This window comes from Halorhabdus amylolytica, assembly GCF_004944975.1.
Taxonomy (GTDB): Archaea; Halobacteriota; Halobacteria; order Halobacteriales; family Haloarculaceae; genus Halorhabdus; species Halorhabdus amylolytica.
This window is the reverse complement of sequence record NZ_SPQG01000003.1, coordinates 154,592-180,711: the sequence shown is the minus strand read 5'-3', so window position 1 is coordinate 180,711 and position 26,120 is coordinate 154,592. Positions and strand designations below refer to the sequence as shown.

26 protein-coding genes and 1 tRNA gene are annotated in these 26,120 nt (G+C 63.4%); 16 read left to right on the top strand and 11 right to left on the bottom strand.

The annotated features are described in order from the left end of the window. The first annotated feature begins 2 nt into the window (after positions 1–2). Both E3374_RS05615 and rqcH read left to right on the top strand, forming a co-directional pair. Positions 3–1,148, top strand: coding sequence for an LEA type 2 family protein (locus tag E3374_RS05615; protein WP_136688043.1), 1,146 nt, complete (start codon positions 3–5; stop codon positions 1,146–1,148). Between the two features lie 44 nt (positions 1,149–1,192). Continuing rightward, on the top strand, positions 1,193–3,298 hold the full coding sequence (gene rqcH, locus E3374_RS05610) for a ribosome rescue protein RqcH (RefSeq protein ID WP_136688042.1): 2,106 nt from the start codon (positions 1,193–1,195) through the stop codon (positions 3,296–3,298). A gap of 268 nt (positions 3,299–3,566) precedes the next feature. Here the strand turns inward: rqcH and E3374_RS05605 are convergent. After that, a tRNA-Leu gene (locus E3374_RS05605) sits at positions 3,567–3,651 on the bottom strand. A 383-nt stretch (positions 3,652–4,034) separates the two neighbouring features. Between E3374_RS05605 and E3374_RS05600 the strand changes: the two genes are divergently transcribed. Together E3374_RS05600 and E3374_RS05595 are read left to right on the top strand one after the other, a co-directional pair. After that, positions 4,035–4,286 carry a hypothetical protein gene (locus tag E3374_RS05600; RefSeq protein ID WP_136688041.1) on the top strand — a complete coding sequence of 84 codons (252 nt, stop codon included), beginning with the start codon at positions 4,035–4,037 and terminating at the stop codon, positions 4,284–4,286. Positions 4,287–4,440: 154 nt separating this feature from the next. Further along, a complete protein-coding gene (locus tag E3374_RS05595; protein ID WP_136688040.1) occupies positions 4,441–5,577 on the top strand; it encodes an aldo/keto reductase in 1,137 nt (378 codons plus the stop codon). A gap of 12 nt (positions 5,578–5,589) precedes the next feature. Here the strand turns inward: E3374_RS05595 and uppS are convergent, their stop codons facing one another. Continuing rightward, a complete protein-coding gene (uppS, locus tag E3374_RS05590) occupies positions 5,590–6,519 on the bottom strand; it encodes a polyprenyl diphosphate synthase (RefSeq protein WP_136688039.1) in 930 nt (309 codons plus the stop codon). A gap of 100 nt (positions 6,520–6,619) precedes the next feature. Here uppS and E3374_RS05585 point away from each other — a divergent pair, with 100 nt between their 5' ends. The 10 genes from E3374_RS05585 to E3374_RS05540 all read left to right on the top strand — a co-directional run bounded on the left by E3374_RS05585 (position 6,620) and on the right by E3374_RS05540 (position 15,155). Then, entirely contained in the window at positions 6,620–6,814 is a 195-nt protein-coding gene (locus E3374_RS05585; RefSeq protein ID WP_136688038.1) for a cold-shock protein, read from the top strand. 2 nt (positions 6,815–6,816) lie between these two features. Then, positions 6,817–7,011 (top strand): cold-shock protein, encoded by a 195-nt coding sequence (locus tag E3374_RS05580; RefSeq protein WP_136688037.1) that lies wholly within the window; start codon positions 6,817–6,819, stop codon positions 7,009–7,011. 181 nt (positions 7,012–7,192) lie between these two features. After that, the gene (locus E3374_RS05575; RefSeq protein ID WP_136688036.1) at positions 7,193–7,591 is read left to right on the top strand and encodes a DUF5778 family protein; all 399 of its coding nucleotides are present in this window, start codon (positions 7,193–7,195) and stop codon (positions 7,589–7,591) included. Between the two features lie 72 nt (positions 7,592–7,663). Next, a complete protein-coding gene (locus E3374_RS05570; protein ID WP_136688035.1) occupies positions 7,664–8,317 on the top strand; it encodes a precorrin-2 dehydrogenase/sirohydrochlorin ferrochelatase family protein in 654 nt (217 codons plus the stop codon). Continuing rightward, complete coding sequence (gene hemA / locus E3374_RS05565) at positions 8,314–9,627, top strand: glutamyl-tRNA reductase (RefSeq protein WP_136688034.1); 1,314 nt, start codon at positions 8,314–8,316, stop codon at positions 9,625–9,627. The genes E3374_RS05570 and hemA overlap by 4 nt, the downstream gene beginning before the upstream one ends. A gap of 93 nt (positions 9,628–9,720) precedes the next feature. Next, complete coding sequence (locus E3374_RS05560; protein WP_136688033.1) at positions 9,721–9,999, top strand: 4a-hydroxytetrahydrobiopterin dehydratase; 279 nt, start codon at positions 9,721–9,723, stop codon at positions 9,997–9,999. An 84-nt stretch (positions 10,000–10,083) separates the two neighbouring features. Then, positions 10,084–10,704: a hypothetical protein gene (locus E3374_RS05555; protein ID WP_136688032.1), complete on the top strand. Its 621-nt coding sequence runs from the start codon at positions 10,084–10,086 to the stop codon at positions 10,702–10,704. Next, positions 10,701–11,375 carry a hypothetical protein gene (locus E3374_RS05550; RefSeq protein WP_136688031.1) on the top strand — a complete coding sequence of 225 codons (675 nt, stop codon included), beginning with the start codon at positions 10,701–10,703 and terminating at the stop codon, positions 11,373–11,375. Before E3374_RS05555 ends, E3374_RS05550 begins: the two co-directional genes overlap by 4 nt. A 31-nt stretch (positions 11,376–11,406) precedes the next feature. Next, positions 11,407–12,348 carry a metal-dependent hydrolase gene (locus E3374_RS05545; protein WP_136688030.1) on the top strand — a complete coding sequence of 314 codons (942 nt, stop codon included), beginning with the start codon at positions 11,407–11,409 and terminating at the stop codon, positions 12,346–12,348. A gap of 56 nt (positions 12,349–12,404) precedes the next feature. Continuing rightward, complete coding sequence (locus E3374_RS05540) at positions 12,405–15,155, top strand: ATP-dependent helicase (RefSeq protein WP_136688029.1); 2,751 nt, start codon at positions 12,405–12,407, stop codon at positions 15,153–15,155. Between the two features lie 20 nt (positions 15,156–15,175). On the opposite strand, the gene E3374_RS05535 is transcribed toward E3374_RS05540, so the two are convergent. From E3374_RS05535 to E3374_RS05525, 3 genes are all read right to left on the bottom strand, one after another. Beyond that, entirely contained in the window at positions 15,176–16,399 is a 1,224-nt protein-coding gene (locus E3374_RS05535; RefSeq protein ID WP_136688028.1) for a lactate racemase domain-containing protein, read from the bottom strand. Positions 16,400–16,534: 135 nt separating this feature from the next. Beyond that, a complete protein-coding gene (locus tag E3374_RS05530) occupies positions 16,535–17,218 on the bottom strand; it encodes a sugar phosphate isomerase/epimerase family protein (protein ID WP_248299397.1) in 684 nt (227 codons plus the stop codon). Between the two features lie 44 nt (positions 17,219–17,262). Further along, entirely contained in the window at positions 17,263–19,971 is a 2,709-nt protein-coding gene (locus tag E3374_RS05525; protein WP_136688026.1) for an AAA domain-containing protein, read from the bottom strand. Between the two features lie 116 nt (positions 19,972–20,087). On the opposite strand from E3374_RS05525, the gene E3374_RS05520 reads away from it, so the two are divergent. Then, positions 20,088–20,360, top strand: coding sequence for a hypothetical protein (locus E3374_RS05520; RefSeq protein WP_136688025.1), 273 nt, complete (start codon positions 20,088–20,090; stop codon positions 20,358–20,360). Positions 20,361–20,381: 21 nt separating this feature from the next. On the opposite strand, the gene E3374_RS17835 is transcribed toward E3374_RS05520, so the two are convergent. From E3374_RS17835 to tenA, 5 genes are all read right to left on the bottom strand, one after another. Beyond that, the gene (locus E3374_RS17835) at positions 20,382–20,507 is read right to left on the bottom strand and encodes a hypothetical protein (RefSeq protein ID WP_282568434.1); all 126 of its coding nucleotides are present in this window, start codon (positions 20,505–20,507) and stop codon (positions 20,382–20,384) included. A 113-nt stretch (positions 20,508–20,620) separates the two neighbouring features. Continuing rightward, a complete protein-coding gene (locus E3374_RS05515; RefSeq protein ID WP_136688024.1) occupies positions 20,621–21,343 on the bottom strand; it encodes a hypothetical protein in 723 nt (240 codons plus the stop codon). A gap of 157 nt (positions 21,344–21,500) precedes the next feature. After that, positions 21,501–23,018, bottom strand: coding sequence for a sodium:solute symporter family transporter (locus E3374_RS05510; protein WP_136688023.1), 1,518 nt, complete (start codon positions 23,016–23,018; stop codon positions 21,501–21,503). Further along, complete coding sequence (locus tag E3374_RS05505; protein ID WP_136688022.1) at positions 23,012–23,764, bottom strand: TenA family protein; 753 nt, start codon at positions 23,762–23,764, stop codon at positions 23,012–23,014. Before E3374_RS05505 ends, E3374_RS05510 begins: the two co-directional genes overlap by 7 nt. Beyond that, the gene (tenA, locus tag E3374_RS05500) at positions 23,761–24,426 is read right to left on the bottom strand and encodes a thiaminase II (protein WP_136688021.1); all 666 of its coding nucleotides are present in this window, start codon (positions 24,424–24,426) and stop codon (positions 23,761–23,763) included. Before tenA ends, E3374_RS05505 begins: the two co-directional genes overlap by 4 nt. Before the next feature lie 111 nt (positions 24,427–24,537). Between tenA and E3374_RS05495 the strand changes: the two genes are divergently transcribed. After that, positions 24,538–25,083, top strand: a complete 546-nt coding sequence (locus E3374_RS05495) for a hypothetical protein (protein ID WP_136688020.1) — start codon at positions 24,538–24,540, stop codon at positions 25,081–25,083. 15 nt (positions 25,084–25,098) lie between these two features. Here E3374_RS05495 and E3374_RS05490 read toward each other — a convergent pair whose 3' ends face one another. Continuing rightward, positions 25,099–26,046: a zinc-dependent metalloprotease gene (locus tag E3374_RS05490; RefSeq protein ID WP_136688019.1), complete on the bottom strand. Its 948-nt coding sequence runs from the start codon at positions 26,044–26,046 to the stop codon at positions 25,099–25,101. Between the last annotated feature and the right edge of the window lie 74 nt (positions 26,047–26,120).

Sequence of the window (26,120 nt, the reverse complement as noted above, 5' to 3'; positions counted from 1 at the left end):
GTATGTCACGCCGCCGGGCCGTCCTGAAAGCGGTCGCCGTGCTCGTCGTGTTCGTCGCTGCGATCGCGCTGGCACTCGTGACGGGACTGCTCGGCGCCCCATCGGCGGGGATCGAGGACGTCGGCGACTGGGGAACGGTCACCGAGGAACGGACGGAAGTGATCACGACGCTGTGGGTAGAGAACCCGAACCCGATCGGATTGTCGCTGGGCGATTCGGTGGCAGTTGACTATCGCCTGCAAATGAACGATGTCGAACTGGCCGAAGGAACGACACAGGGAATCAACGTCCGACCGGGCAACAACACTATCGAGGCGTCGACGTCCATCCACAACGAGCAACTGTCGGCGTGGTGGGTGGCGTTCGTAGAGAACAACGAGACGATCGATATCCGTGCCGAGCCGACGGTACGGATCGACGGGCTGGTCTCGACCGCGGCCGACCTCCCGAGCTACGAGACGACGGGACTGTCGGATTCGACGCCGATCGTCACGTCATTCTCGAAGGTCGCCAGTGGTCTCGAAGGGCAGTACACGCTGAGTGATCTCACGAGTAGCCAACGGGATTCGCTGGTTGGGTCGGGACTGCTGGACGCCAATGGAGTACTCCCCGGTTCGGACGGGTCCACGACTGTCGGGTACGAGATCAGGCGCGGCTGGGCGACCTGGGGTGACGTCGCGGAGAACACGACCACGCTGCGCCTTCACTTCCAGTTGCACAACCCGAGCGAGACTGTCCCGGTTCCCGCCGAGCCGGAGAACCTGGGCGTGGACATCGCGATGAACGACGTCGAGATGTTCTCCGCTCGGGGAGCTGATACGTCACTCGCGAATCCCGGAGACTTCACGCTCCGCGAGTCCATCGATCGACGGGTCCTCATGCCCGGGGAGACCACAGAGGCAGTCTACGCCGTCGAGATGGACAACGACCGCATCGACGAGTGGTTCCGGAGTCACGTCAGACAAGACGAGCGGACCGAGGTTCGAACGGAACTGCAGCTGGTGTTCAGCGTCGGCGATTTCACCGTCGATGTGCCCGAAGAGAAGCCAGCTGGCTACACCTGCAATCTACAGACCGGGATCTTCGTCGACGGACAGGAGACGGACACGACCTGCGGCGAGGCGTCGAGCCTCGGCGCAACCGGCTAGTACGCGAGCGACACGCTTACCACGCGGCCCCGACCAGTCCCGACATGGATCGCAAGCGGGAACTGACGAGCGTCGACTGTGCTGCACTCGCCGGGGAACTGGGCGAGTACGTCGGCGCGTACCACGAGAAATCCTATCTCTACGACGACGATTTGCTTCGCCTGAAGTTGAGCGGCCCGAACTTCGGTCGGCTCGAACTGCTGATCGAGGTCGATAATCCCAAGCGCGTACACACGGTCGCCCCCGAACGCGTCCCTGATGCGCCAGAACGGCCGCCGAACTTCGCGATGATGCTGCGCAACCGCCTGGAGGGCGCACAACTGGCGAGCGTCGAGCAGTTCGAGTTCGACCGCATCCTCCAGTTCCGCTTCGAGCGGAGCGACGACCACACGACGATTGTCGCCGAGTTGTTCGGTGACGGCAATCTCGCCGTGCTCGACGAGACCGAGACCGTCATCGACTCGCTTTCGACTGTTCGCCTGCAATCCCGCACTGTCACGCCGGGGTCGCGCTACGAATTCCCCTCCGCACGGTTCAACCCGCTAACCGTCGAGTACGAGACGTTCGTCGAACGAATGGCCCAATCGGACGCCGACGTAGTGCGGACGCTGGCAACGCAACTCAACTTCGGCGGGCTCTACGGCGAGGAACTCTGCTCGCGAGCCGATGTGCCCTACAACCAGGCCATCGAGGAGACCACCGACGCGGAGTTCGAGGCACTGTACGACGCGGTCAACGATCTCTCGACGCGGCTTCGCGACGGCGACCTCGATCCGCGACTCTATTACGAGACCGAGGACCGCGAGACAGTCCTCGATGTGACGCCAGTCCCGCTGGTCGAGTACGAGGACCGGCCGAGCGAGTCCTTCGACAGCTTCAACGATGCGCTGGCTGAGTACTTCCACAGCTTAGAACAGGAACCTGACGAGGAAGAGACCGGTTCCAATCGACCGGACTTCGAGGCGGAGATAGAAAAACAGAAACGGATCATCGCCCAGCAAGAACAGGCTATCGAGGACTTCGAGGCCGACGCCGAACGGGAACGCGAGAAGGCCGAACTCCTGTATGCAAACTACGACCTCGTCGACGAGGTCCTCTCGACAATTCAGGACGCCCGGGCGGCCGACACCCCCTGGGAGGAGATCGAATCGACGCTTGCGGCCGGCAAAGACCAAGGGATCCCGGCCGCCGACGCAGTCCGGGACGTCGACGGAAGCGAGGGGACGGTCACGGTCGAAATCGATGATCACCGGATCGAACTCGAAGCCGACACGGGCGTCGAGAAGAATGCTGATCGACTCTACCAGGAAGCAAAGCGCATCGAAGAGAAGAAGGCGGGCGCCGAGGAAGCCATCGCGGACACGCGCGAACAACTCGAAGCCGTCAAGCAACGCCGCGAACAGTGGGAGGCCGACGACAGTGAGGCACAAGACGAGGATGACGAACAGGAGGACGTCGACTGGCTCAAACGGGAGTCGATCCCGGTTCGATCGGGCGAGAAGTGGTACGATCGCTTTCGGTGGTTCCACACGAGCGATGACTTCCTCGTGATCGGCGGCCGGAACGCCGACCAGAACGAGGAACTCGTCAAGAAGTACCTCGATCGCGGCGACCTGTTCTTCCACACGCAGGCCCACGGTGCTCCGGCGACGATTCTGAAGGCCAGCGATCCCAGCGAGGCCACGCCCGACGACCTGACGATCCCCGAAACGAGCCGCGAAGAGGCCGCCCAGTTCGCGATTTCCTACTCGACGCTCTGGAAGGAAGGTAAGTACGCCGGGGACGTCTATTACGTCGAATCCGACCAGGTGACGAAAACCCCCGAGAGCGGCGAGTACTTACAGAAAGGGAGTTTTGCCATCCGTGGCGATCGCACCTACGACGAGGACACGCCAGTCGGCGTCGCCGTCGGGATCACCTGCGAACCCGAGACGCGCGTGATCGGCGGCCCACCGAGCGCTATCGTCGACCGTGCGGAGACGGCGATCGAAGTCGAACCCGGCCGCTTCGCACAGAACGACATCGCCAAGAAACTCTACCGCGAATTCAAGTCCCGCTTTGCCGACGACACCTTCGTCCGGAAGGTCGCCAGCCCCGACCTGATCCAGGAGTTCCTTCCACCCGGCGGCAGTCGAATAATCGATGAGTGACTGATCGTTCCGAAGGTCAGCCGCATGGAGCTGGACTCGAACGAGCCCGAGATATGCTCGCTCCCGATGGTCGCTGTGCGCGTCTCCTCCCCATTTCGAATATTTAACACGACTTTGTCATTCGCGAGTTTGCTCGTGACAAAAATGCGTGGGACCGGATTCGAACCGGACCGAGAAATGCTCGCTCCCGGTGGTCGCTGCGCGTTCCTCGTAGGGTTCGAATCCGCTCGAGATGCATCTCTTCACTTGTGTCCACTCGTTCAGAAGATGCGTGGGACCGGATTCGAACCGGCGGACCCCTACGGGACAGCGCCCTCAACGCTGCGCCGTTGGCCTGGCTTGGCTACCCACGCGCTTCCTGCGATTAACTCGCACCTCATAGTTCCGTAGGGGGATTAAAATGACTGTCGGTTCGACGCCTAACCACGATGTCTCGACCGACTCTCGCTTACATCCCGTCACCCACGAGCGTCTCGAACCCTGCCCACGACTTCTCCAGAAAATTACTCTGTTATTAGCATAAGAAAAATGTCTATAACCGTCTTCTGAATTTGATTGTTTTCATATGTTTTTATGACGCCTGGGAAATCTTTGACAATCCTTCACGGTAAATCTCTCGCTATCATCGCCGTTATACCCGGTGTAATCACTACCATGGTCAATGGTGACACGACAGCAAATACTGTTCGGATCTAGGTATTTATAAGTCTGGAACTGTTTAGTTTCACTTAGAAATATGAGCTGCAAATCGTCATGCTCGAACCCGTCAACGACGTCGTTCACGACACACGAGATCTCGACGGAGGAAACACCGGATAAGGCCGTCAAGACCCGCACCAAGCGGTATACGTTCTACTGGCAGATCGGCGCGGGCGGGCCGACTCTGCTTCGCGTCTCGGACTTCGACGGCGCAGACGTTACCGAAGAAGTAGATCCGCCCGACGAAATGTACGATCGCGTCCGTCGAAGCATCGGCCAGGACATCTGATCGCGGTACCGTTATTGCGTTCCCGTTGTCGGTTTCGGAGGCGATCGAACCAGCCGACAGACCTGACGGGGCGTCACGTCATCGCGTCTTGAATTTCGTGAAGAAGAACGTAACCAAACAATAATTACCGATACTTGCGTCAGTATTTGGTGACATGGAATACCGAGAGTTCGGGACGTCGATCGACTGGGGCCCCTCGGCGCTCGGGTTCGGCGCGATGCGTTTGCCCACCGACGACGGCGATGTCGACCGGGAGCGGACTATCCGGATGATCCGGACGGCGATCGATCGGGGCGTCAACTACGTCGATACCGCATGGCCGTATCACGACGGCGAGAGCGAGCGTGTTGTCGGTGAGGCGCTCGATGACGGCTACCGCGACCAGGTCAACCTGGCGACGAAGATGCCATCCTGGGAACTCGAGACGCGAGCCGACCTCGACGAGTACTTCGAGAAACAACTCGACCGACTCGGGACGGACCACGTCGAGTGCTACCTGCTCCACGCGTTGAACCACGAGTACTGGGAAACCTACCAGGGAATAGACATTTTCGAATGGATCGAGGACCGACAGGCGGCGGGCGATATCGATCACATCGGGTTCTCCTTTCACGATGATCGCGATCTGTTCGAGGAGATCGTCGACGCTTACGACTGGGACTTCTGCCAGATCCAGTATAACTACCTCGACCAGGAGTATCAGGCGGGTCGCGCCGGCCTGGAGTACGCCGCCGAGCGGGGGCTGGGCGTCGTGATCATGGAACCCCTCCGTGGCGGCATGCTTGCGACAGATCTCCCCGATCCCGTCCGGGAAGCCTTCGAAGCCGCCGACGCCGATCGGTCCCCCGTCGAATGGGCTCTGCAGTGGCTCTGGGATCAGCCGGAGGTCTCGACGGTACTTTCGGGCATGTCCACGCTGGAGCAGGTCCGAGAGAACGTCGAGATCGCGGCGAATTCGGGCGTCGGGCAGTTCTCCACCGACGATCACACGATCGTCGAGCGTGCCCGCGAGCGATTCGAGGAGTTGATGGCCGTCGACTGCACCGGCTGTGATTACTGTACGCCGTGTCCGACTGGCGTCGAGATCCCGCGTAACTTCGATCTGTACAACCGCATCGAGATGGGGGACGATCCGAACGCGATCGTCGCGGAATACGAAGATATGGACGAATCCGCCAGGGCCGACGCCTGCGTTGCCTGTGGGGAGTGCGAACCGGCCTGTCCACAGCACTTAGAGATCATCTCCCTGCTCGAGGAGACCCACGAGCGGATACAGTCGGCAAGCGCCTGAACGGGAACGGTTTCAGTCGCCGCCCGGTTCGTGGTCCGTCTCGGCGGGCAACTCGACGTTCTCGAGTTCCCGGGCGCTGAGCGAGCCCCGGAACCGATCCAGGATCCGACGGGCGTCGCTCAGTTCCTGTCCGCTGACTGCCCGGACGAGCGCGAGTGCACGACGCGCGCGCTTGCGCCGCCAGGATTCCTCGCGGTGCTGGTAGGTGCGGATGGCCCGCAGGAAGTCTATCTTGCGGAACTCGGGCCAGTACGGTGCACAGAAGTACGCCGCCGCTTCGTTGCCGTTGGCGTGCCAGGGGAGGAAGTTCGAGGTTCGCTCGTCTCCCCCTGTCCGGATTATCAGGTCCACGTCCCGGGTCGGACCCTCGTAGAGCCTGTTCTCGACCGTTTCGACGTCGATGGCGTCTGAATCGAGATCACCGCGTTCGACCTCGCTCGCGATCTCCCTTGCAGCCCCAAGCAGTTCCGCCCGACCGCCGTACGCGAGCGCGATGTTGAGGTGAAAACGCTCGTATCCCTCGGTACGTCCTTCGGCGTACTCGATAGCGTCGCGGACGCGCTGGGGGAGGCGCGCGGTCTCACCGATCGCCCGGATACGCACCTCCGACTCGTGGACACGATCGGTATCTGCGAAGTCATAGAGCTTGTCCTCGATGAGGTCGAACAGGACCGCACGCTGATCCGCCGGCCGGTCGAAGTTCTCCGTCGAGAAGGTATACAGCGTCAATTCCTCGATTCCCAGTTCGTCACACCACTCCAGGACCGACTCCGTGGTCTCGGCCCCCGCCCGATGGCCGTCGGCGGCGTCGCCACCCTGCTTGCGGGCGTATCGACGGTTGCCATCCTGGATGACGGCGACGTGGGTCGGCGTGCCATCCAGCTCCCGCTTCAGGAGTTGCTCGTACGCGCGTGTCGCGTGACGACGGAACCACGAACGCATCACCTGAGCGGACACTCCGGGCGCGCATGAGTCTTCTGTTCGAGCGGACAGTGACCGACCCGCAGGGTTTTAATACGTAGGCCTACACTGCCAACGTGCAATGGCGACCGGTACGGTTGATTTCTTCAACGACACTGGCGGTTACGGTTTCATCGAGACTGAGGACGCGGACGAAGACGTGTTCTTCCACATGGAAGACGTCGGCGGTCCTGACCTCGAGGAAGGCCAAGAGGTTGAGTTCGAGATCGAGCAGGCCGAGAAGGGCCCGCGCGCGAAGAATCTCACGAGGCTGTAAGCATGGCGACAGGCACCGTGGACTTCTTCAACGACACGGGTGGTTACGGCTTCATCGAGACCGACGATGCCGACGAGGACGTGTTCTTCCACATGGAAGACGTCGGTGGCCCTGATCTCGAAGAGGGTCAGGAAGTCGAGTTCGAGATCGAAGAAGCCGAGAAAGGCCCGCGTGCGAAGAACCTCACGCGACTGTAAACGCAGTCGGGACGGTTCTCACGAGTAATCACGGTTGACGGCGGGACCCGCCCGTCTTCTTCCGCTCTCGACGTCGATCAGCGACTGCTCCGCCCTCGGACGGTGCTGACCCGTCAAGCGAACGCTTCGTCGGCCGGACGTCGACCGTGAGTCGTATTACTCCCCGGAGAAACGGGAACGTATGGACGCGACCGGTGAGGACATCTACGAACAGACCCGACAGTTGCTGGAGCCCGGCGATATCGAACTCCGGGGGGTAGTCGTCCACACAGACCTGAAGAACGATCAGGAGGCGGAACTCAATCGGGTAACCATCGAGGTCGGCGAAACCATCGCCGAACACGCCGAGACTGACGCCGACACGTACGTCTACTCCGGTACCGACGATCCCGAGTTTGGACTCAACCAGCACCAGGGCCTGACGATCGAGGGCGACGAGTTCGTCTGGGAGTGCCAGCAATTGCTCCGCGAGGGGACCTTCGACGTCGTCTTCTACTACGAGGACAGCGCCGACACCGGGGCGATCCTCGAGGACCTCGATGGCTCGGATTACGAAGTTGTAGACGTCGAGGCACCCTGAGACGTTCGGGGCGACGCTTATAGGGGTCGAACGCCGACGAAGAGACGAGAGTAACTGAAACGCGACGAATCGATGATTCCACTCTTTCACGACTTCAGGAACGAACGCGTAGTGATTTTCGGCGGCGGCAGCGTCGGTGCCCGGAAAGCCAGACGGTTCGCCCGTGAGGCCGACGTGACGGTCATCAGTCCGGAGTTTGCAGACACCAAATTCGGCGGTGCGGACGTGGTGCGGGCCCGGCCCGGACCGGAAGCCGTCGAAGACTGGCTCGATCGAGTCGATCCGGTCTTGGTCGTCGCCGCCACCGACGACGAGGGACTCAACGACGCGATCGAATCGGCGGCCCGCGACCGGGAAATTCTGATCAATCGGGCCGATGAAAGCGGCGAACGCGACGCGGGAAGCGTCGTCGTCCCGGCGACCATCCGGCGCGATCCGGTCACGATCGCGATTGCAACCGGGGCAACGAGTCCGGCACTGAGTCGCGTACTCAGAGAACACCTCGAAGACGACCCGCGTGTCGACAGCGCCGGTGCGATGGCCGAGTTGTCCAGTGAGCTACGGACGGAGTTGCGTGACCGAGGTATCGATCCGGCGACCCGCCGTGAAGTACTCCGGGACGTCGTCAAGACGGAGGGGGTTTGGAAGGCTTTAGATACCAGCGGATCCAACCCACGGGAGAGAGCAGTGAGCGTGATCTCTGACGTGATCGGTGATACAGCGTGACGCGAGAGCCAGCCGTCGTCTCGGGACTGAGCGTCGCCCACCAGCACGCCATCGTCGAGGAAATCGACGCAGTGTCTGCCGACAGCCAGGGCGAGGCGGTCGAACAGTTACTCGAGCAGTCGAACGTCGCCGAAGCGTTCGTCCTCCAGACGTGCAACCGCGCCGAGCGATACGTCGTCACTGAGGAGCCCGAGGCGGGCCGGGCGGCACTCGCTAGGGCGACGCCGGACGCCCCGGCGTCGTCGATCGTCGAGATGGGCCACGAGGAGAGCCTGCGACATCTCCTGCGTGTCGCTGCGGGACTGGAATCGCTCGTGCCGGGCGAAGATCAGATCCTCGGTCAGGTCCGGGATGCCTACGAAGACGCTCGTAACGCCGACGGGCTCGGGCCAGTCCTCGAAGAGGCTGTGACGAAGGCGATCCACGTCGGCGAACGCGCTCGCACCGAGACAGCCATCAACGAGGGCGTCGTCTCGCTGGGGAGTGCGGCCGTCGAACTCGCTGACAGGGAGTGTAGACTGGACGGCGGGCGGGCGCTGATCGTCGGCGCGGGTGAAATCGCCACGCTGGCCGCCAAAGCATTGGACGCCCGTACCGATATCGACCAGCTTCTGGTTGCCAACCGGACTGTCCCACACGCCGAGCACGTGGCCTCGATGGTGGAAGTCCCGGCCGAATCGATCGCGCTGGACAGCCTCCCGTCGGCCGTCGACCGGGTCGATCTACTCGTCTCAGCGACTGCAAGCCCCGACCCGATCGTCGATATCGATGTCTTCGACGACACCGGAGAAACGGTCGTCGTCGACATCGGCCAGCCGCGGGACGTTCCCCGGGAAGCAGACGGCTTCAACGGGGTCGACGTTTTCGACCTCGACGACCTCGAGGCCGTGACGGCCGAGACGCGAGCCAGCCGCAAGGTGGCCGCCGAGGAGGTCGAGGCCATCATCGAGACGGAGTTCGAACATCTTCTCACCCGATACAAGCGTGCCCGGGCTGACGACGTGATCTCGAGTATGTACGAGGGTGCCGAGCGGATCAAAGCCCGAGAGTTGCAGGACGCTTTCGGAAAGCTAGACCTCGACGCCGACGAACAGGAGGTCCTCGAGGCGATGGCCGATTCGCTGGTCAATCAGTTGCTTGCGGCACCGACCGAGTCCCTCCGGAACGCCGCCGAAGAAGACGACTGGACGACCATCGACACCGCCTTGCGACTGTTCGATCCCGACTTCGGCAATGAAGACACACCCGATTCGATCCCCGCCGAGAAGGAGATCCAGGCTCGCCTCTCGGCGATGGCCGACGACGACTGACGACTGCGAGTGCCGACTGTCGACCGTACCGACGATCCGGGCGCTTTCGCCCCGGTCAGAACGTTCTTCCGGCGGAATGGCGTGTGTCCACGCATGACAGAGTTACTGAGTGATACAGAGATCGACGAGCGGCTTCCGGCGGGCTGGGAGCGAAAGGGTGACGAGATCGTCAAAACCTTCGAGTTCGACGCTTACCTCGACGGGGTCGGCTTCGCGGCCGCTGCGGGTGGACTCGCTCAGGAAGCGTTTCACCACCCGGAGATGACGATCGGCTGGCGGGAAGTCCAGGTCCGGCTGACCACCCACGACGCGGGCGGGATCACCGACGCCGACCTCGATCTGGCTGACCGACTGAACAACGTCCGGGAGTGAACGACGGGACGTCGTCCGTTACTCGTGGGCCCCATGGACAGCAACGGGACTAGTTTTTCCCCGTCCGGAGCCGAGAGACAACATATGGCATCGACCGCTTCGGATCTGGTGACGCTATTGCGGACCTCCCGGCTCAATGCTGCCATTGGCTGGCTTCTGACCGGCGTGATCGCGCTGACGGCCGTGGGGAACGTCGTTCTCGGGAACCCGCTGTGGGCGGGCTTCGCGGCGATTGTCGGCGGGCTGGCGATCCTGCCGCCGGTCGCCCACCGCGATCCGCTCGTGATGATCCCCTGGGAGGTGTTCGTCCTCGCCGCGTTGCCGCTGCTGGGCTATACCTTCGGGGTGAACGTCGCCTTCCGGGAGGTCGCAACGTACCTCTCGGTGGCTGCGCTCGCGTTGATCGTCGCCGTGGAACTCCAACTGTTCACGAGCGTGGAGATGAACTACCAGTTCGCGCTGCTGTTCGTCGTCGTCTCGACGCTGGCCTTCGCCGGGTTGTGGGCCGTCTCTCGATGGCTGTCGGACATCTATCTCGGAACGACGCTGCTGCTCGATCCCGCCCTCGAGGAGGAAGTGATCGAGGAACACCTCATGTGGGAGTTCATCGCCTCGGCCGTCGCCGGGCTGCTCGCCGGGGGCGTCTTCGAACTGTACGTGCGTCGGTATGCGGGTGTTCCCGAAGCGGGAGGTGAACAGATGTGAGCCTCCGCGAACGCATCCGTCTCAGCGAGTACCGCCAGCAGCAACTCACATGGGTAATGGAGTTCATCCTGATCGGGCTGCTGTTTATCGGGTTCGAACGCCGGTCGCTCGGCATCTCGATCAATGCAGCGATCGGCCTGATCGTGTTACAGATCCCCCCATTGCTCGAACGGGACTACAGCGTTTCGATGGATCCGCGCCTGACTCTGTGGATCACGACCGCCGTCTTCCTCCACTCGCTTGGCACCGTCGGCGTTCCGGGTGGGGAAGGGTTCTACCGATCGATCCCCGGATACGATCACCTGACACACGCACTGTCGGCGTCGGTCGTCGCCGGAGTCGGCTATGCGACGATCCGCGCGCTTGACGAACACTGGGACGACGTCCAGCTACCCGATCGATTCGTCTTCGTGTTCATCCTCATGTTCGTGCTCGCTTTCGGTGTGGTCTGGGAGATCATCGAGTTCACGACGAGCGCCGCCGCCACCGCTATCGGCGGGTCGCCGGTGTTGACCCAGTACGGTCTCGAAGACACGATGAAAGACCTGATCTTCAACACGATCGGGGCTGCAATCGTCGCGACGTGGGGGACAGTCTATCTCAACGACTTCGTCACGCAGATCCTCGATGCAGTTGGAGTCCAGACGGGTTCCGACCCGCCGGGAGAGTGACGTTCATATACGCCGGTCGCCAAGCTGTGTCGTGTTCGTCGGACACGCATTCCTCGCGTTCGGGCTCGCGACGCTCCTCGCGAGACGCTTCGGACCCACCGACAGCCCGTCGATACTTTCCGGCAGGATCGCACTCAGATACGCCGTCGGGGTCGGGCTGGCAGCGGCGCTGTTTGCCTCTTTGCCGGACGTCGACGTCGTCCATGCCGCGTTCCAGGTCGTCTCGCTCCCCGGTGACTCGACGGCGTTCGATCACTTCTGGGCGGCGACGGACGACCGCCACCGAACGACGACCCACTCACTTGTCGTGGCCGTTCTCGGGAGCCTCGGGTTCGTGCTGTGGGTTCGCCGACGATGGGCAGGTTGGCTGGCCCTCTCCGGGATCGTTCTGCTGGCCGCGGTAACGGACGGGGTAGTTGCCGGCGCCGTGATGGTACTGTTCGCGACCGGCGGCGTGATCGTTGCGACGGTCGCCGACGAGATCGGACTCCCGGCGCGCGCGATCGGCGGAGCCGCCCTGCTCGGACTTCTCGTCCACCCGTTCACGGACCTGCTGACCGGCGAGCCCCCCGCCTTCCTTGCCCCGCTGGACATCATGCCGATCGCGAACCGCGTCGAACCGTTCGCGGACCCGACGGCAAACCTCTTGCTTGCGTTCGGGACGGAACTGGCGGTCATCTGGTTCGGACTGCTGGTCGGTGTCACGGCTCTTGGGATCGATCCCCGCCGACACGTCCACGTCGGCGCCGTCATCGGCGTCGCCTACGCCCCGATGGCGTTCGTCCTCGACGGGGCGAGCGTCGACCGGGCTGTCCCGTTCGTCGCGACGATCCTTCCCGTCGGACTCGCTGGCGCCGTCAACCGCGACCGCCCCTGGACGATCACCGGCGTGACGACGTTCGTGTTGACGGGGCTCGCTGCGATCTCGCTGGCGCTGTTCGCGTTCGCGGTCGTTCAGGTGACACTCGCCTGATCGCCAGCGACGACCCGAGTACACAAGACGATCCGGCACGTTGCTCCGGGTAGCCCATGGGAGGACGGCAATTGCTCACGGATGCGGACGTGGATCTCGGATTTGATCCCGAGACCGTGGCGATCGACGACGGCAACATCCTGGAGCTTTTCGAGCCGGTCGTTCGCGAGTGGTGGGTCGAAGAATTCGGGCCGTACGTCCCTGACAACGGCGGCTTCTTCACGCCGCCACAGAAGGAAGCCATCCCACACATCCACGAGGGCGAGAACGCGCTGATCGCCGCACCGACGGGCTCGGGCAAGACCCAGGCCAGTTTCGCCGCGATCGTCAACGAACTGTTCCGCCGGGATCGCGAGGAGGGACTGGAGAACTCCGTCTACTGCCTGTACGTCTCGCCGCTGAAGAGCCTCGCCAACGACATCCACCGCAACCTCGAAGTTCCGCTCTCGGAGATCACCACGAAACTGGAACAGCGCAACGAGGACGTCGAGATCCGCCACGCGATCCGTCACGGCGACACGTCAGACAGCGATCGCCAGGCGATGCTCGAAGAGACACCCCACATCCTCAACACGACGCCGGAGACTCTTGCGATCCTGCTGAACTCCCCGAAATTTCGGAAGAAGCTGGAAACCGTCGAGTACGTCATCGTCGACGAGATTCACAGCCTCGCGGCGAACAAACGGGGAACCCATCTCTCGGTCTCCTTAGAGCGCCTGGAAGCGATGGCCGAGACCTCCCCGATACGGATCGGCTGTTCGGCGACCGTCGAACCCCTGGCGACGATGGCGGAGTTTTTGGTCGGGCGCGAACAGCCGGGTGGCGATCCCCGCGAATACGAACTCGTCGACGCCCGTTTCGCCCGCGAGTTCGACATCGAACTCACGACGCCGACTGACGACCTCATTCACACGCCCCAGTCGACGATCAATGACCGCTTCTACGACCAGTTACACGACCTGATTCAGGATCACACCAATACGCTGGTGTTCACGAACACGCGTTCCGGTGCCGAGCGCGTTCTGCACAACCTCCGGGAACGGTTCGACGACTACGACGAGGCCAACTCGGGGTGTCACCACGGGAGCCTCTCGAAGGACAAACGCGAGGCCATCGAATCGGATCTCAAATCCGGCGACATCGACGTGGTGACGACCTCGACGAGCCTCGAACTCGGGATCGACATGCCCCACATCGATCTGGTCGTACAGGTGGGCTCGCCCAAGTCCGTGGCGGCCTTACTCCAGCGTGTGGGGCGGGCCGGCCACCAGCTCGGCGAGACTGTCGCCGGCCGGGTCATCGCGCTCGATCGCGACGAGCTGGTCGAGTGTGCGGTCATGCTGAAGAAGGCCGAAGAGGGGTTCGTCGACCGGGTGTTCGTCCCCGAGAACGCACAGGACGTGGCTGCCCAGCAGGTGTACGGCATGGCGATCAACGATATCCGTCCCGAATCCGAGATCACGGGCATCCTCCGTCGAGCGTATCCCTACCGCAACTACACTGACGACGACTGGGAGGGACTCGTCCGCTATCTCACTGCCGACTATCCCGGCATGGAAGAGGAGAACGTCTACGCGAAGATCTGGCGGGACACGAACGATCCGCCCGACGGCGAGTACCACTACGAAGAATACCCCGTCGGCGAGACGCTGATCGGTAAGCGCGGCCGGCTGGCGCGGGTCATCTACATGACCAACATCGGGACGATTCCCGACTCCTTCACGTGTGATGTGCTCACTCGCGGCGACAGTGAATGGGTCGGACAACTCGACGAGTCGTATCTCGATACCCTGGAATCGGGTGACGTGTTCGTCCTTGGCGGCGACCGGTACGAGTATCGCTATCGACGAGGGTCGAAGGTCTACGTCGATCTGACGAGCGCCAGGCCGACCGTTCCCTCCTGGTACTCCGAACGGTTGCCCCTTAGCTACGACCTCGGTCGGGAGATCCTGGCCTTCCAGGGAGAGTTGCTGGAAACGCTGGAGCGGGGCGGCCAGTCGGCGGCCCGGCTGTGGCTGCGGGAGTTCCCCCTCGACGAGAACAGCGTTCGTGCAATCGTCGGGATGTTCGACCGGCAGTTGCGCTACGCGGGCCCCGACAGCGTCAGCACCGACGAGCGCCTCGTCATCGAGGAGGAGCGCGACCGGGAAGAGTACGAACGGCGATACTACGTCCACTCGAACTACGGCCGGCGATTCAACGACGGTCTCTCTCGACTGCTGGCCTATCGCGTCGCCCAGGAAGCCACCGCGAACGTCCAGGTTGCCGTCGCGGATCACGGCTTTACCCTCTCGATGCCGCTCAACCGGAAAGTCGACGTGTTGGGCATTCTCGAATCGATCGATCCGGCCGACGTGCGGGCGGACTTGCGAGCCAGCCTCGAGGGAACAGACTTGCTCGACCGTTATTTCCGGATCAACGCGACGCGCTCGCTGATGATCCTCAAACGCTACAAGGGCTACGAGAAATCCGCCAGCGAACAGCAGGTCAACAGCGAGATGTTGCTGGGCTTCGCCCAGGACCTGGAGGACTTCGCGGTGATCGAAGAGACCTACCGGGAGATCACCGAAGACAAACTCAACGTCGATGCGATCGAGGACGTGCTCGGCGCGATCCGGGCCGGCGAGGTTGAGGTCGTTTCCACCCGCGTCGACTCGCCGACGCCGCGGGCCTTCGGCCTGGCGACTCTGATGGCAAGCGACGTCGTCCTGGCGGAGGACGAATCGGCCGTTCTCAAGGAATTCCACGATCGGGTCCAGGAGGCGATCGACGACGAACTGGCCGAGGAAGCGTTTGTGGCGGAGTGATCAGAGTCAGCGTTGCCGAGTCACACTAATAGCGTCTTGGGTGCTTTCGGCACCACGAGCACGTCGCTGCCGGGTTCGATCGCATCCTCGACGGTCTCGGCGGCGTGCATCAGACACTCCTCGACGAGTTCGGGGTCCTCGCTATTCGTGACGTAGGCGTCGGCATGACGAAGCGACCGAACCGTGACGAACCCGCGCTGGGCCCCTGGCTCGTAGCCTTCCAGCATCGCCTGGTAGCAGGACTCGGCGTCCTCTGCGCCACTGAGCCACTCGTAGAAACGTTCCTCGCCGCGTCCCGCACCGTAGCCCTCGTCGAGGACTGCGGGGACGACGACGCGGCCGCCCTCCTTGACGGGCGCGCCGTCAGAGAGGACGACGTAGGTGATCCCCCGCGTCGTCTGGTACAGTTGGGCGTCCTTCGGTGCGCCGACACCGGACACCACGGCGTCGTACTCGCCGTCGACCTCGAAGGCCAGCGCCTCGCGGGCGGTCTCGGCGAGGTCGCGGACGACAGCACCCGAGTCACCCGCTGCAGCGTCGAGAAAGCCGTTCGGGCCGGGTGTGACGTTCAGGCAGAAATCGAGGCCGAGCATCTCGCCCGCTTCCTCGACGGCCTCGCGGAAGGGATTGCCGTCGATCTTGCCGAGTTTGACCTCATCCTGGCTGAGCATCTCCGGGCCGTGGGTGTACTTGATGAACGACTCGCCACCGGCACCGATAACGACCGTCTTGGCGCCGCCGGAAAAGCCCGCGTACTGGTGGGGTTCGCTCTGGCCGGTCGTGAGTACCAGATCGGCCTCGGCGACGGGTCGATAGATTTCGATCGGCACGTCGTTGACTTTGCCGACAGTCACTGTCTCGTCGGGGTCGTGATTCTCCGCGAGGTCGGCGTATTCGCCGAGTTCAGCTTCGATCTCGTCGTCGTCCATCGGGCGATGGAGGCCCAGCCCGAGGACGATTCGGACCTGCTCGCGGTCGACGCCCGCCGCTTCGAGTTCCTCGAAGAGCACGTCGACCATGACACCGTCCGGGGCGTCGCGAGTTACATCGGTCACGACGATAGCGACCTCGTCGTCGGGACCGGCGCGTTCGGAAAGCGGTGGACCGTGGGGATCGGCGACCGCCTCCTGTGCCGCCTCGCGGACGTCGACCGGCTCGCCGCCGGGCAACTCGGCGATCGTCACGTCGCAATCCGGGAGATCTACTTCTACGTATCCCTCGCCGCGTGGAACGTTGAACGTCATTCGTTCCGAAACGAAGGACGGCAAGCCCCAAAGAGGTTCCCTCTGGGACCGCGAAACGGTCGGTGATCAACAGTGTTCGGGGTGATCACCCGAATGAAGTTCTGAAAAATATGGAGTCAACACACGATGTCGCCATCAATCCGCCCAGTACCGTTCGAACGCCTGCCGTGCGTCCGCCTGTGCGTCGGGCATGACTTCAAGGACGATCGGTCCGTCGAACGCGGACTCTCGGATCGTCTCGACCGTCGCCCTCAGGTCGATCTCGCCGTCGCCAAAGGGCAGCCCGTCGTTCCGTCGGGTGCTGTCAGTGAGATGGATCAGTCCGATCTGATCCGGGTACGTCGAAAGGAGGTATTCGAGCGCGTCGTGATAGTCCCGCTCCGCCGTATAGAGGTGGGCCGTATCCAGCACCAGATCGTTGTCACGCGCGAGGATCATCTCCTCTAAGTGGAGGATGCTCGCGCCGGTGTTGTTCTCGTGGCCGTGGGACGCGTCAAAGCCGATCGCCGCCACATCGGGAGCAAAGGCGTGCATGACGTACTTCGAGTGCAAAACGAGATAGGCGTCGAGGGCGACCGCGAGGCGGTCGGTCAGTTCATAGTACTCGCGCTCTTCGGGCGTGACGTGTGGCGTGTGGACTGAGGCGGCCGAGACGGTCGCGTCCCGAACGGTTTCGACAGTCCGCTCGAAATCATCGAGATGTTCGCGTTCGAGATAGAGTTCGACGACATCGAACCCGCGATCGGCCGCGGCTGTAAGCGCGTCGGGTTCGGGTTCGCACTTGCCGGCGACCGTCGGTCCGTCTGTGGCAGGTGACACGAGGGGCGATTGCGCCGGATGGACCTTCTCGGTATCGATCCTCTTCAGCGCGCCCACTCGACCATCCGCCGATAACGGTCGTCCGTGGAGAGCGTATCGGCATCCCCGATCAGCACCAGGGCACGCTTCGCCCGCGTCAGTGCAACGTTGATCCGCCGGTAGTCCTCGAAGATCGGGCCGTCGAGATTCCCCGTCGCGACGAACGAGACCACGACGACCTCCTTGCTCGATCCCTGAAAGCGATCGACGGTGTCGACAGTCACGCCGTCGGGGACGCGCTTTCCGATTTCGGCGACCTGCGCCCGATACGGAGCGATGACGCCCACGTCGCCCGGATCGACGCCCGCGCTCAGATACGACTCGACAGTCTCGGCGACGGTCGCGGCCTCCGTGGGATTCGTATTCCCCGATGCCTGGCCGTCCGGATCGACGAAGGTCACCCGGCCTTTGAGATGATCAGGCAAGACGTCCGGGTCGACGCCGTCGAGATCACCGAGCGTCTGGCCCGCGACCGCGCCGCTGGCGGGACGGAGTTGCCCGTCGTAGAACTCCCGCGAGGAGTAGGCCTGGATTCGCTGGGCCATCCGGTACTGCCGGTCGAGCAACACGCCAGCGTCGGGATGGGCGTCGATCAGACGCTCGAACAGCGATTGTGAGAGGTCGGCGGCCCTCTCCCGGTCGGCGATGTCGTCCTCGCTACGCACGACCGGCGGAAGTTGCTGGTGGTCGCCGACGAGAACGAACCTGTCGGCCCTGGCAACCGCCGCGAGCGCGCCGGGTTCGGTCAACTGTCCGGCCTCGTCGATGACGGCCACGTCGAAGGCTTGCTCGCGCATGACTCGGGATCCGCAGGTTGCGGTCGTCGCAGCGACCACGGACGCGTCCGTCAGTTCGGCCGCCCGCTCGTCGGGATCGCCCGCCGGGTCGAGCCTGACGTGAGCGAGATCCTCACGGACGCCAGTCTCGGTCCCCATCCGGACGATGCCCTCGAATTCCTGATCGAGGATCGCCTCGACGGCGTTGTCCACGGCGCGATTGGTGAACGCCGACAGGAGGACGCGCTCGCCGCGTTCGACCAGTTCCCGAACGAGCATCGCAAGCGTGTAGGTCTTGCCGGTCCCTGGCGGGCCGTGAATCAGCGCGAAATCCTCCGCGCCGACGGCCCACCTGACGGCCCGGTCCTGGGCGGGGTTGTTCTCGACGAACGTCTCCTCGATCTCGCGGAATTCGGGTTCCTGCCGACCGAAAAGGACGGCTTTCTCCTCGCTTGACTGCCGGAGGAGCGCGTCGTGGATAGCGGTCAGCATCCGGTCGGTCGAGAGTTCCGACGGATAGATGTCGAGGCGCCGAATTTCGACCGGTTCGTCGGCTGTAACGACGATCTCATCGGCAATACGCTGGACCCGAGCGAGTTCCGCGTCACCCTCGATCGGGTCGCCGTCACTCGCCAATACGACGTCACCCTCGCGGATTTTCGAGGTCGCGCCGGTCGCTTTGGCTCGCAACTCCCAGCCGCCGTCCGCCAGTTCCCGCTGACCAACCGGTTCGAGGTCGATCAGCGCACGGTCGTCGTCGGCCCGCTCCTCTTTGTCCTGGCGCCAGAGTTTGGCGTACTCTCGGTGGGCGGCCCGACGTTCGGCCTCGATCGCCCGATAGTTGCGCTCGAAATAATCGCGTTCGTCCGTGGGGATCGGACTCCCGACCTGGCCGGCCTTCGATTCCTGGTCGAGTCGACCGGAAACGGCCATGCACGTGTCCTGCTCGAAGCAGTACTCACATTTGGCGTCAGCCTCGTAGCCAGTCGGGACATCCATGCCGTGTTCCATCGCGGCGATCTCGTTGCGCGTCCGGAGGACAAATTCGAGCAGGCCCGAGCCGATCGAGAACTCCTTGGCCGGCGAGAGATCCCCTCCCTCCTCAGTGCGTTCGACGGCAGCGTTCTTGGTATAGAGGAGCGTCCCGGTGTTGGGGGGTTCGTCGCCGTGTTCGCCCAGAATGAGGGCGTAGGCGGCGGCCTGGATCTTGTCCTGGAATCGGGGTTCCCGGTTCGTGTTCTTGCCGGTCTTGAGTTCGACGGGCATGCCTCGCCGGACGGCGTCAGCCCGCCCCTTCAGGCCGTAGCGCTGGCTGATGAGCGTCTGTTCTGATCGCCACTCGCTCTCGGTGGGGCCGAAGGTCGTCTGTCCACCGTCGGTCAGGTGGCCCTGCTGGAGCCAGCCTTCGATCGCGCTTGCGTGATCGAGCGCGTCCTCGCGAACTGTTTCGGCGTCCCGTTCAAGCAGGCCGAGTTCGAGACCGACCTCCTCGACGCGTTCGGCGACGGCGTCCGCGACGTCACGTCCGCGCAACAGGTCGCCGAAGACCTCGTGGACGATCGTCCCTTTGACGACCGGATAGGCCAGCGGCGTCCCCGAGAGTTTGTTCAGGTAGTACATGCGAGGGCACTGTACCCACGAGCGGACGTCGGTCACATCGACGATGAACTCGGGTTCGACGACGACCATCGTGTCCTCGCCGGTCGTGTACTGCGTCTCGCCACGATAGTCGCGCTGTTCGGCATCGTAGACAGCGAGTTCCATCCCGGCTGCCAGCACGTCAGCTGTCTCGGTCCACTTGCCCCACAGCGTGACGGTGACTGAGTCCGCGTGGCCGTCCTCAGGGCCCATCGTGACCTCAGTGAGATCGCGCTCGCCGTATTGCGTGCTGACGGTTTTCGTCTCGCTCACTTCGAGGACTGGCCCGCGGAGATGCACACCGGTGACTGGGCGGCGGCGGGAAAAACGCTGTCGGTGGGCGACGGTTCGGAACCGAGTGGTGAGTCAAACTGACGACCGCAATCTACAGGACAGGGCCGAACTTCTCCCCGGACATGGCGAAAACTGTCGACGAACTCCGCAACGAGATCCGACTGGCAGTCGATCGGTTCGAACGCCGGGGATCGACCGGTTTCACCAAGGAGAGTCTCGCGGCGATCAGCGGGAGCGTCGGCCACGAGATTGAGACGGGACGACTCCCGTCCAAAGCCGACATGCGGGCGGGGATCACCCAGCAGATCGACGGTCTCGACGACGAGCGCAATCACGAACGGGCGTTCCGGAAAGGTGAACTCGAGACGATCGCGGCCGCGCTGGATGGGGCGTAGCGTCGCCGGGACGGCACCACGTCACTCGACGACGGTGAACGTTCCTGTCTGCTTGGCCGTCTCGTCAGTATAGCCGTCAGTCACTTCGAGGGAGATCGTATACGGTCCGGGGAGCCACTCCGCAGTCGGGGCCACGTGATCGGTCACGAACAGCGTCGAGAGGTTGATCTCTGGCGAATACTGATTGCTGATCGGAATGTCAGCCTCGTTCCAGACCTCCCCGTCGGGGCCGGTCAGTGTCTCGGTGACAGAGATATCCGTCAGAAGTGCGCCGTCGGTCTTCTCGTAGTGGACTCCGTCGATCTCGTAGTAATACCAGACTCGGTCGGTCCGTATTCGGCGTCCGGCTGGCGCGTGTAGTCGTCGTACCCGTTCGCTTCGTCGGTCGTGAAGACGATTTCGGGGATGCCAAACGAGCCGTCCGTCCGGCTCAGTTCCCGCTCGACCGCGAACTCGACAGCCGTCGACGCTTCGGTCCCGGCGATCGCGTCCCGAATGTCGATCTCCATCCGATGGGTACCCGGAGCGAAGTCCATCGGTGGGTCGAAGCTTAGCGTCAAGAACACGTCCGAAAAATCGGCCGACTCAAGGGCGGTCTGGTCTATCGTCCGCGTGATCGTGTCGATCTCCTCACCCTCTGGACCGCGAACCGTCCATGTCAGCTCGTAGGAGAAGCGGCGCTCGCCCTCACCCGCGGGTTCAGTTCCCACGGTAGACGGTTCGAAGTATACCCAGACGATATCTCCCGGTTCGTACGTCGCCCCTGGTTGCTCTGTGTACTGACGGTAGCCTGTCGGCTGTTCCCTACAGAAGTGAACGTTCTCGATCGACAGCGATGACGGCTGGGTGGCCATCGTGGTCGTCTCCGTTCCCGTTGCCGTGGCCGTCTCGGTTGGCGACCCTGATCCCCCGCTACAGCCGGCAAGCGTCGCGATCGTCGCGCCACCGAGTCCCAGAACCGCCTGCCTGGTAACCCCACGCATGATTATACATCGATCGCCGAGACACATTAATATATAGTACAGTTATCGGAGTCAATAGCCGACGATAGTGGAATCTCCGAGTCGTTTCCGTGTCCATGTGGGACGGACTCGACGTATAACTACGCTTATCAATCGTCGTCACAGCGGCAGACGCCAGTCAGTCGGCCACGTCTTCGCCGTCCATCCGGCGGACGGCGCCCCCGAGGTTGTCGTGATCGAACGAGGGGCGGGACAGTCCGGCAGCCACCAGTGTCAGTACTGTCGAGAGGACGAACGCGCCGCCGAAGGACGTCAGATACAGCGGATCGGCCGCCGGGAGGGCGTCGCCGACGATCGGGACCGCAGTGATGTACTCCCGGAGATCGGGAAAGTACGCCAGGCCGAACGTCAGGCCAAGAAGGCTGCTGATCAGAGCCCCGATGCCCGTAAGTCGCCGGGAGTACAGTCCGTAGACGAGCGGGAACGCCACGGCTGCCCCGAGCAGGTCCGCGAAGAAGAACAACCGGAGAACACTCCGGGCCCGGAGACTCACGTAGATCGCCGCCACGGCGACCACAACAGTGAAGGCCCGCGCACCGAGTGCCAGCGTCCGATCGTCGGGATCGTCGAGCAGGCGCGGCAGGTCAGCAGTCACGAGACTCGAGAGGGCGTTGAAGAGCGTGTCGACGGAACTCATCACCAACAACAGTGCCAGGAGGACGACAGCCAGGACGAGCCACTCGGGGAACGCCTCGCCCAGGAGCAGGAAAAAGGCGACGTCGGCGTTGTAGTTCGCACTCGCGGCGTCGGTGACCACGTTCGCGTGACCCGCGGCGACGACGCCGAACAGCGCCGCGAGGAAGACGATCAACCCGTTCAAAAGCGAGGCCCTTCGGAAGCCACCGGCGACGGTTTCGCCGTCCTCGCCGGCGTATATTCGTTGCCACCACGTCTGGTTGATGAGTTCGGCCCCGAGGACGGCGAAGGCGAGCGCGAGACCGAACTGCAGTCCCGGCCAGAAGCCTGGATCGAGCAGCGCGGGATTCGTTGACGCGATCCCGTCGTAGACCGCACCGGGGCCGCCAAGGGCGAATATCGCGCCGGCCGCCGCGAGGACCAAGAGTGGCAGGACCACGATCGCCTGCACTGTGTCGGTAAAGATACTCGCTCGGAGGCCGCCATAGCCCGTATAGAGGAGGACGAAACCACCGACGAGGACGGCAGTCTGCCACTGGGGAACCTCGGCGATCATCGCGAGCGCCCGGGAGATACCCGTCAACTCGGCCGCGAGAAAGACGAACATGTACAGCGCACTCACGACGAGGACAAAGGCGTACATCGCCGGCCCGTAGCGGGCCTGGGCGTACTCCGTCAACGAATGGCCGTCGGGGATGACCTTCCGGACGCGCGGACCGATCTTCGCGTAAGCCAGCATCGGGAGCGCCTCGCCGACAGCGTAGCCCACGACGGCAGCGATCCCGAAACTTGCGCCTGCCTCGGGGGCCGACAGCAGGATCCAGACGCCCATCACCGAGGCGACGAGCGTGGCCGTCATCCGCCCGCGGCCGACGGAATCGCGGGCCGTGATCAGATCCTCAACGGACCCAACTCGACCCCGGGAGTGCCACATGCCCAGTCCTGAGAAGGCGACCAGCGTCAGGACCGTAAGCCCGAGCGCGAGCGCGGTGCTCACCACGCGTCCTCACCACCCGAGGACTGCTCGGAACCGTCCGTGTAGGCCGTCTCGAAGAATTCGACTTCGAGTTCGACCGTCCGCCGGAACAGTTCGTCGAGACGCTCCCGGCGCTGTGGCGAGGCGGCCGCCCCCTCACGATCGAGTTCCTCGCGTAGCCACCCGACGAACGACCGGAACTCGTCGTTGGCGTGGAGATCGATCCACTCCCGCAGGTAGAACGTTCCGGGCTCGGAGTCGGCGTGCTGGTCGGCCCACGAAAGGTAGATCCACTCAGCCGGGACGAGGACGGCCAGCGTCTCGGCGTAGCTACCCTCGTGAGCCGCGCGTCCGAGCAGATCCTCGAAGGCCCGCGTGGTATCGGTCTGCTCGGGGTCGGTATACGCCGACGCGGGCACATCGAGCGCTTCGAAGGACCGTTCGAAGTAATCGTCCTCGTCGTCGGTCAGCACGGCGAGGAAATCGACGAGCCTCGAGCGGGCCGCCATGTCCGGCGCGTCGCCGACCGCGTGGCCGAACGCCCCGGTCAGCGAATCGAGGAAGGCGTAATCCCCCAGGAGGTAGCGTCGGAAGATGGCGTCCTCGAGTGTCCCTGCCGCGAGTTCCTCGACGAACCGGTGTTCGACCGCCGAAGACCAGTCGGGTTGGGCCCGGGCGCGGAGCCAGTCGGTGAACCGCGCGTCGGAGCGACCGGCCACGTATGCCTCGAAGGTGTCCGGAACCTCGCCAGCGGAGTCGGTGTCGTTCATATCGACCACGCCTCCTGTCGCCAGGCGGCATCCCAGAACCGGTACTCGTAGCGCGCGGACGTCTCGAACAGTTCCTGATACCGCTCGCGCTCCTCGGTCGTCGACTCAACAGCCACTTCGTCCATCAGATCGAGACACCACTCCGTGAGGTCCGTGAATTCCTCGCCGGCGTAGGTATCGATCCAGGCCGCGTACCGCTCCTCGTCGGGGCGGCCTCGTACGTCTAGCCGTTTCGCTGTCTCGTTGAAGCCCCACATGCACGGCAATAGCGCGGCGACCGTGTCGCCGAACGTCCCGATGGAGGCCGTCCGCACGAGGAAGTCCGTATATCCGCGGGTCGTGGGGGATGGCTCGGTCGTTTCGAGTTCGGCCTCACTGATCCCGACCTCGGCGGCGTACTCCCGGTGGAGATCCATTTCGGTGTTGATCGTCGCGTCGAGCAACTCGGCGAACTGTCCCATCCGTGCGATCGAGGATGCCTTCGCGGCCCCAAGCGCGAACACCCGCCCGTACTCGATCAGGTAGACGTAATCCTGGCGGACCCAGTACTCGAATGGCTCCTCGTCAAGGGTCCCATCGCCCAGCCGTGCGACCATCGGATGGTCGACGATCGCCCCCCAGTACTCGTCGGCGATCGGTTCCAAATCGTCGGTGAAAGCCATGGGAGAGACGTGGGACTCGATCGCCTTATAATCTACTAATACTACAGAGTTATACACCGTCGCTCACGCCAGACCGTCACGTTCATCCTGACGAACCGACTAGCCACATCTATGCGCGTTCGAGACTGGCAGGACATCCTCGCGGACGTGGTCGAGAACGACAGGGATCCCGACGGGTGGCGTGCCGTCGGCGGCGATCGCACCGGCGGGATCGGCGAGGATCTCTATCTGGGCCACCCCTCGGTAGGCGTCTATCAGCTCAAGACTTACGCGAAAAACCCCTTCGAGGTGCAGGGTGTCGGCACGGAGGTCGCTCGCAAACTCGACGACGAGATCGAGCCGCTGTTCCCCGAGGACGGGTCGGGACTGTTCGGTGTTCAGCAACCCCTCGAGGACGAGAGCGAGGCCGAGCAGAAGGCCAGCGAACTCGAAGAAGTCGTCAAAGCCCACGCCGAGGCACCGACGACGCCGGGCGCGCTTTTCGAGGACATGATGGACGCCCTGGACAGCCCGGCCTACGGTCCGATGGAGTTCGACACGCACGGCCGTCCAGACGCGATGGACGACCTCACCGACACCTTCGAGGAGGCCGAGGAGTTGCTGGACGCCGAACTTGAGGACCTGATCGACGACAACGTCGAACGTGGTTTTTACTGAGCGATTGGCGTGAGCTTAGAGCTCGACACGTCCGAGCCACTGTGAAGGCCTATCGAGCTCCTCGTCGGTTGGAAGATTAGAGGGGTCCTCCCAGACGGCGCTTGCACCCTCGATCCCCCGATCCGCCTCGACGGCTTCGAAGAACGCCTTGCCGCGCTCGTACTGACGGCGTTTCAGACCGAGTCCGAGTAGCCGGACCATCGCCTGGGCGATCGGCCCCCGATTCTGTCGTCGTCGGTCGAGGGCATTCCGCAGATCCGCATGCGGACGGTCGAACGCGCGATCCATCAGGAGTTCGGCGTATCCCTCGACGACAGTCATCGCGGCGTCGAGTTCCCGGAACGCCTCTCGGTTTAGTTTCCCCGCCGAGAGATCCTCGACGGTGCCTTCGAGTCGGGATTCGAGATAGTCCGGCAACCAGGGTGCAGCACCGAACTCGGCAGCGTGGGTAACTTCGTGGAAGGCGATCCAGCGACGGAACCGCGCGATCGGCACGTCGAGTTCGTCGGCGACACGGACGATGTTCGGATGGACGAAGTACAGTTCGTGTGGGTCCTCTGCGAGCAAGACGGGGTCGTACTGCCCGAGGACGTTCCGACCGAGAAAGGAGAGCGTCACGGCCATCGTGCCGGTGTTCAGCGTCCGGGCGATCCCCGGGATCGTCTGGGCCTCTGCTTCGACCGGGGCCATGACGCGCTCGAAGGTCTCGACGTTGGCCTCGATCCAGTGGTGGCGGTTGAGAATCTGGATCGATTTGGGGACTTCGAAACTGACGTCGGTAACGTCGCCGACCGCCTCGGTGGCAGCCCGAACGTCCGCCGCGTAGGCTTCCCCCTCGGTTTCGGTGAGCGAGAGGTCTCCGGGATCCGTCGCGGCCGTCGCCGCCTCGGCTGCCGCATCCCAGTCGATGGGGCCCGTCCCTGAGGCGTCCGCGACGGCGCGAGCGCTTTCGAAAAAGTTCATACCATCGGTATCCGGTCGGCGATGAAAGGGCTTCCCCCGACCGGACCAAAGATCGGCGATCGACTGATACGGAG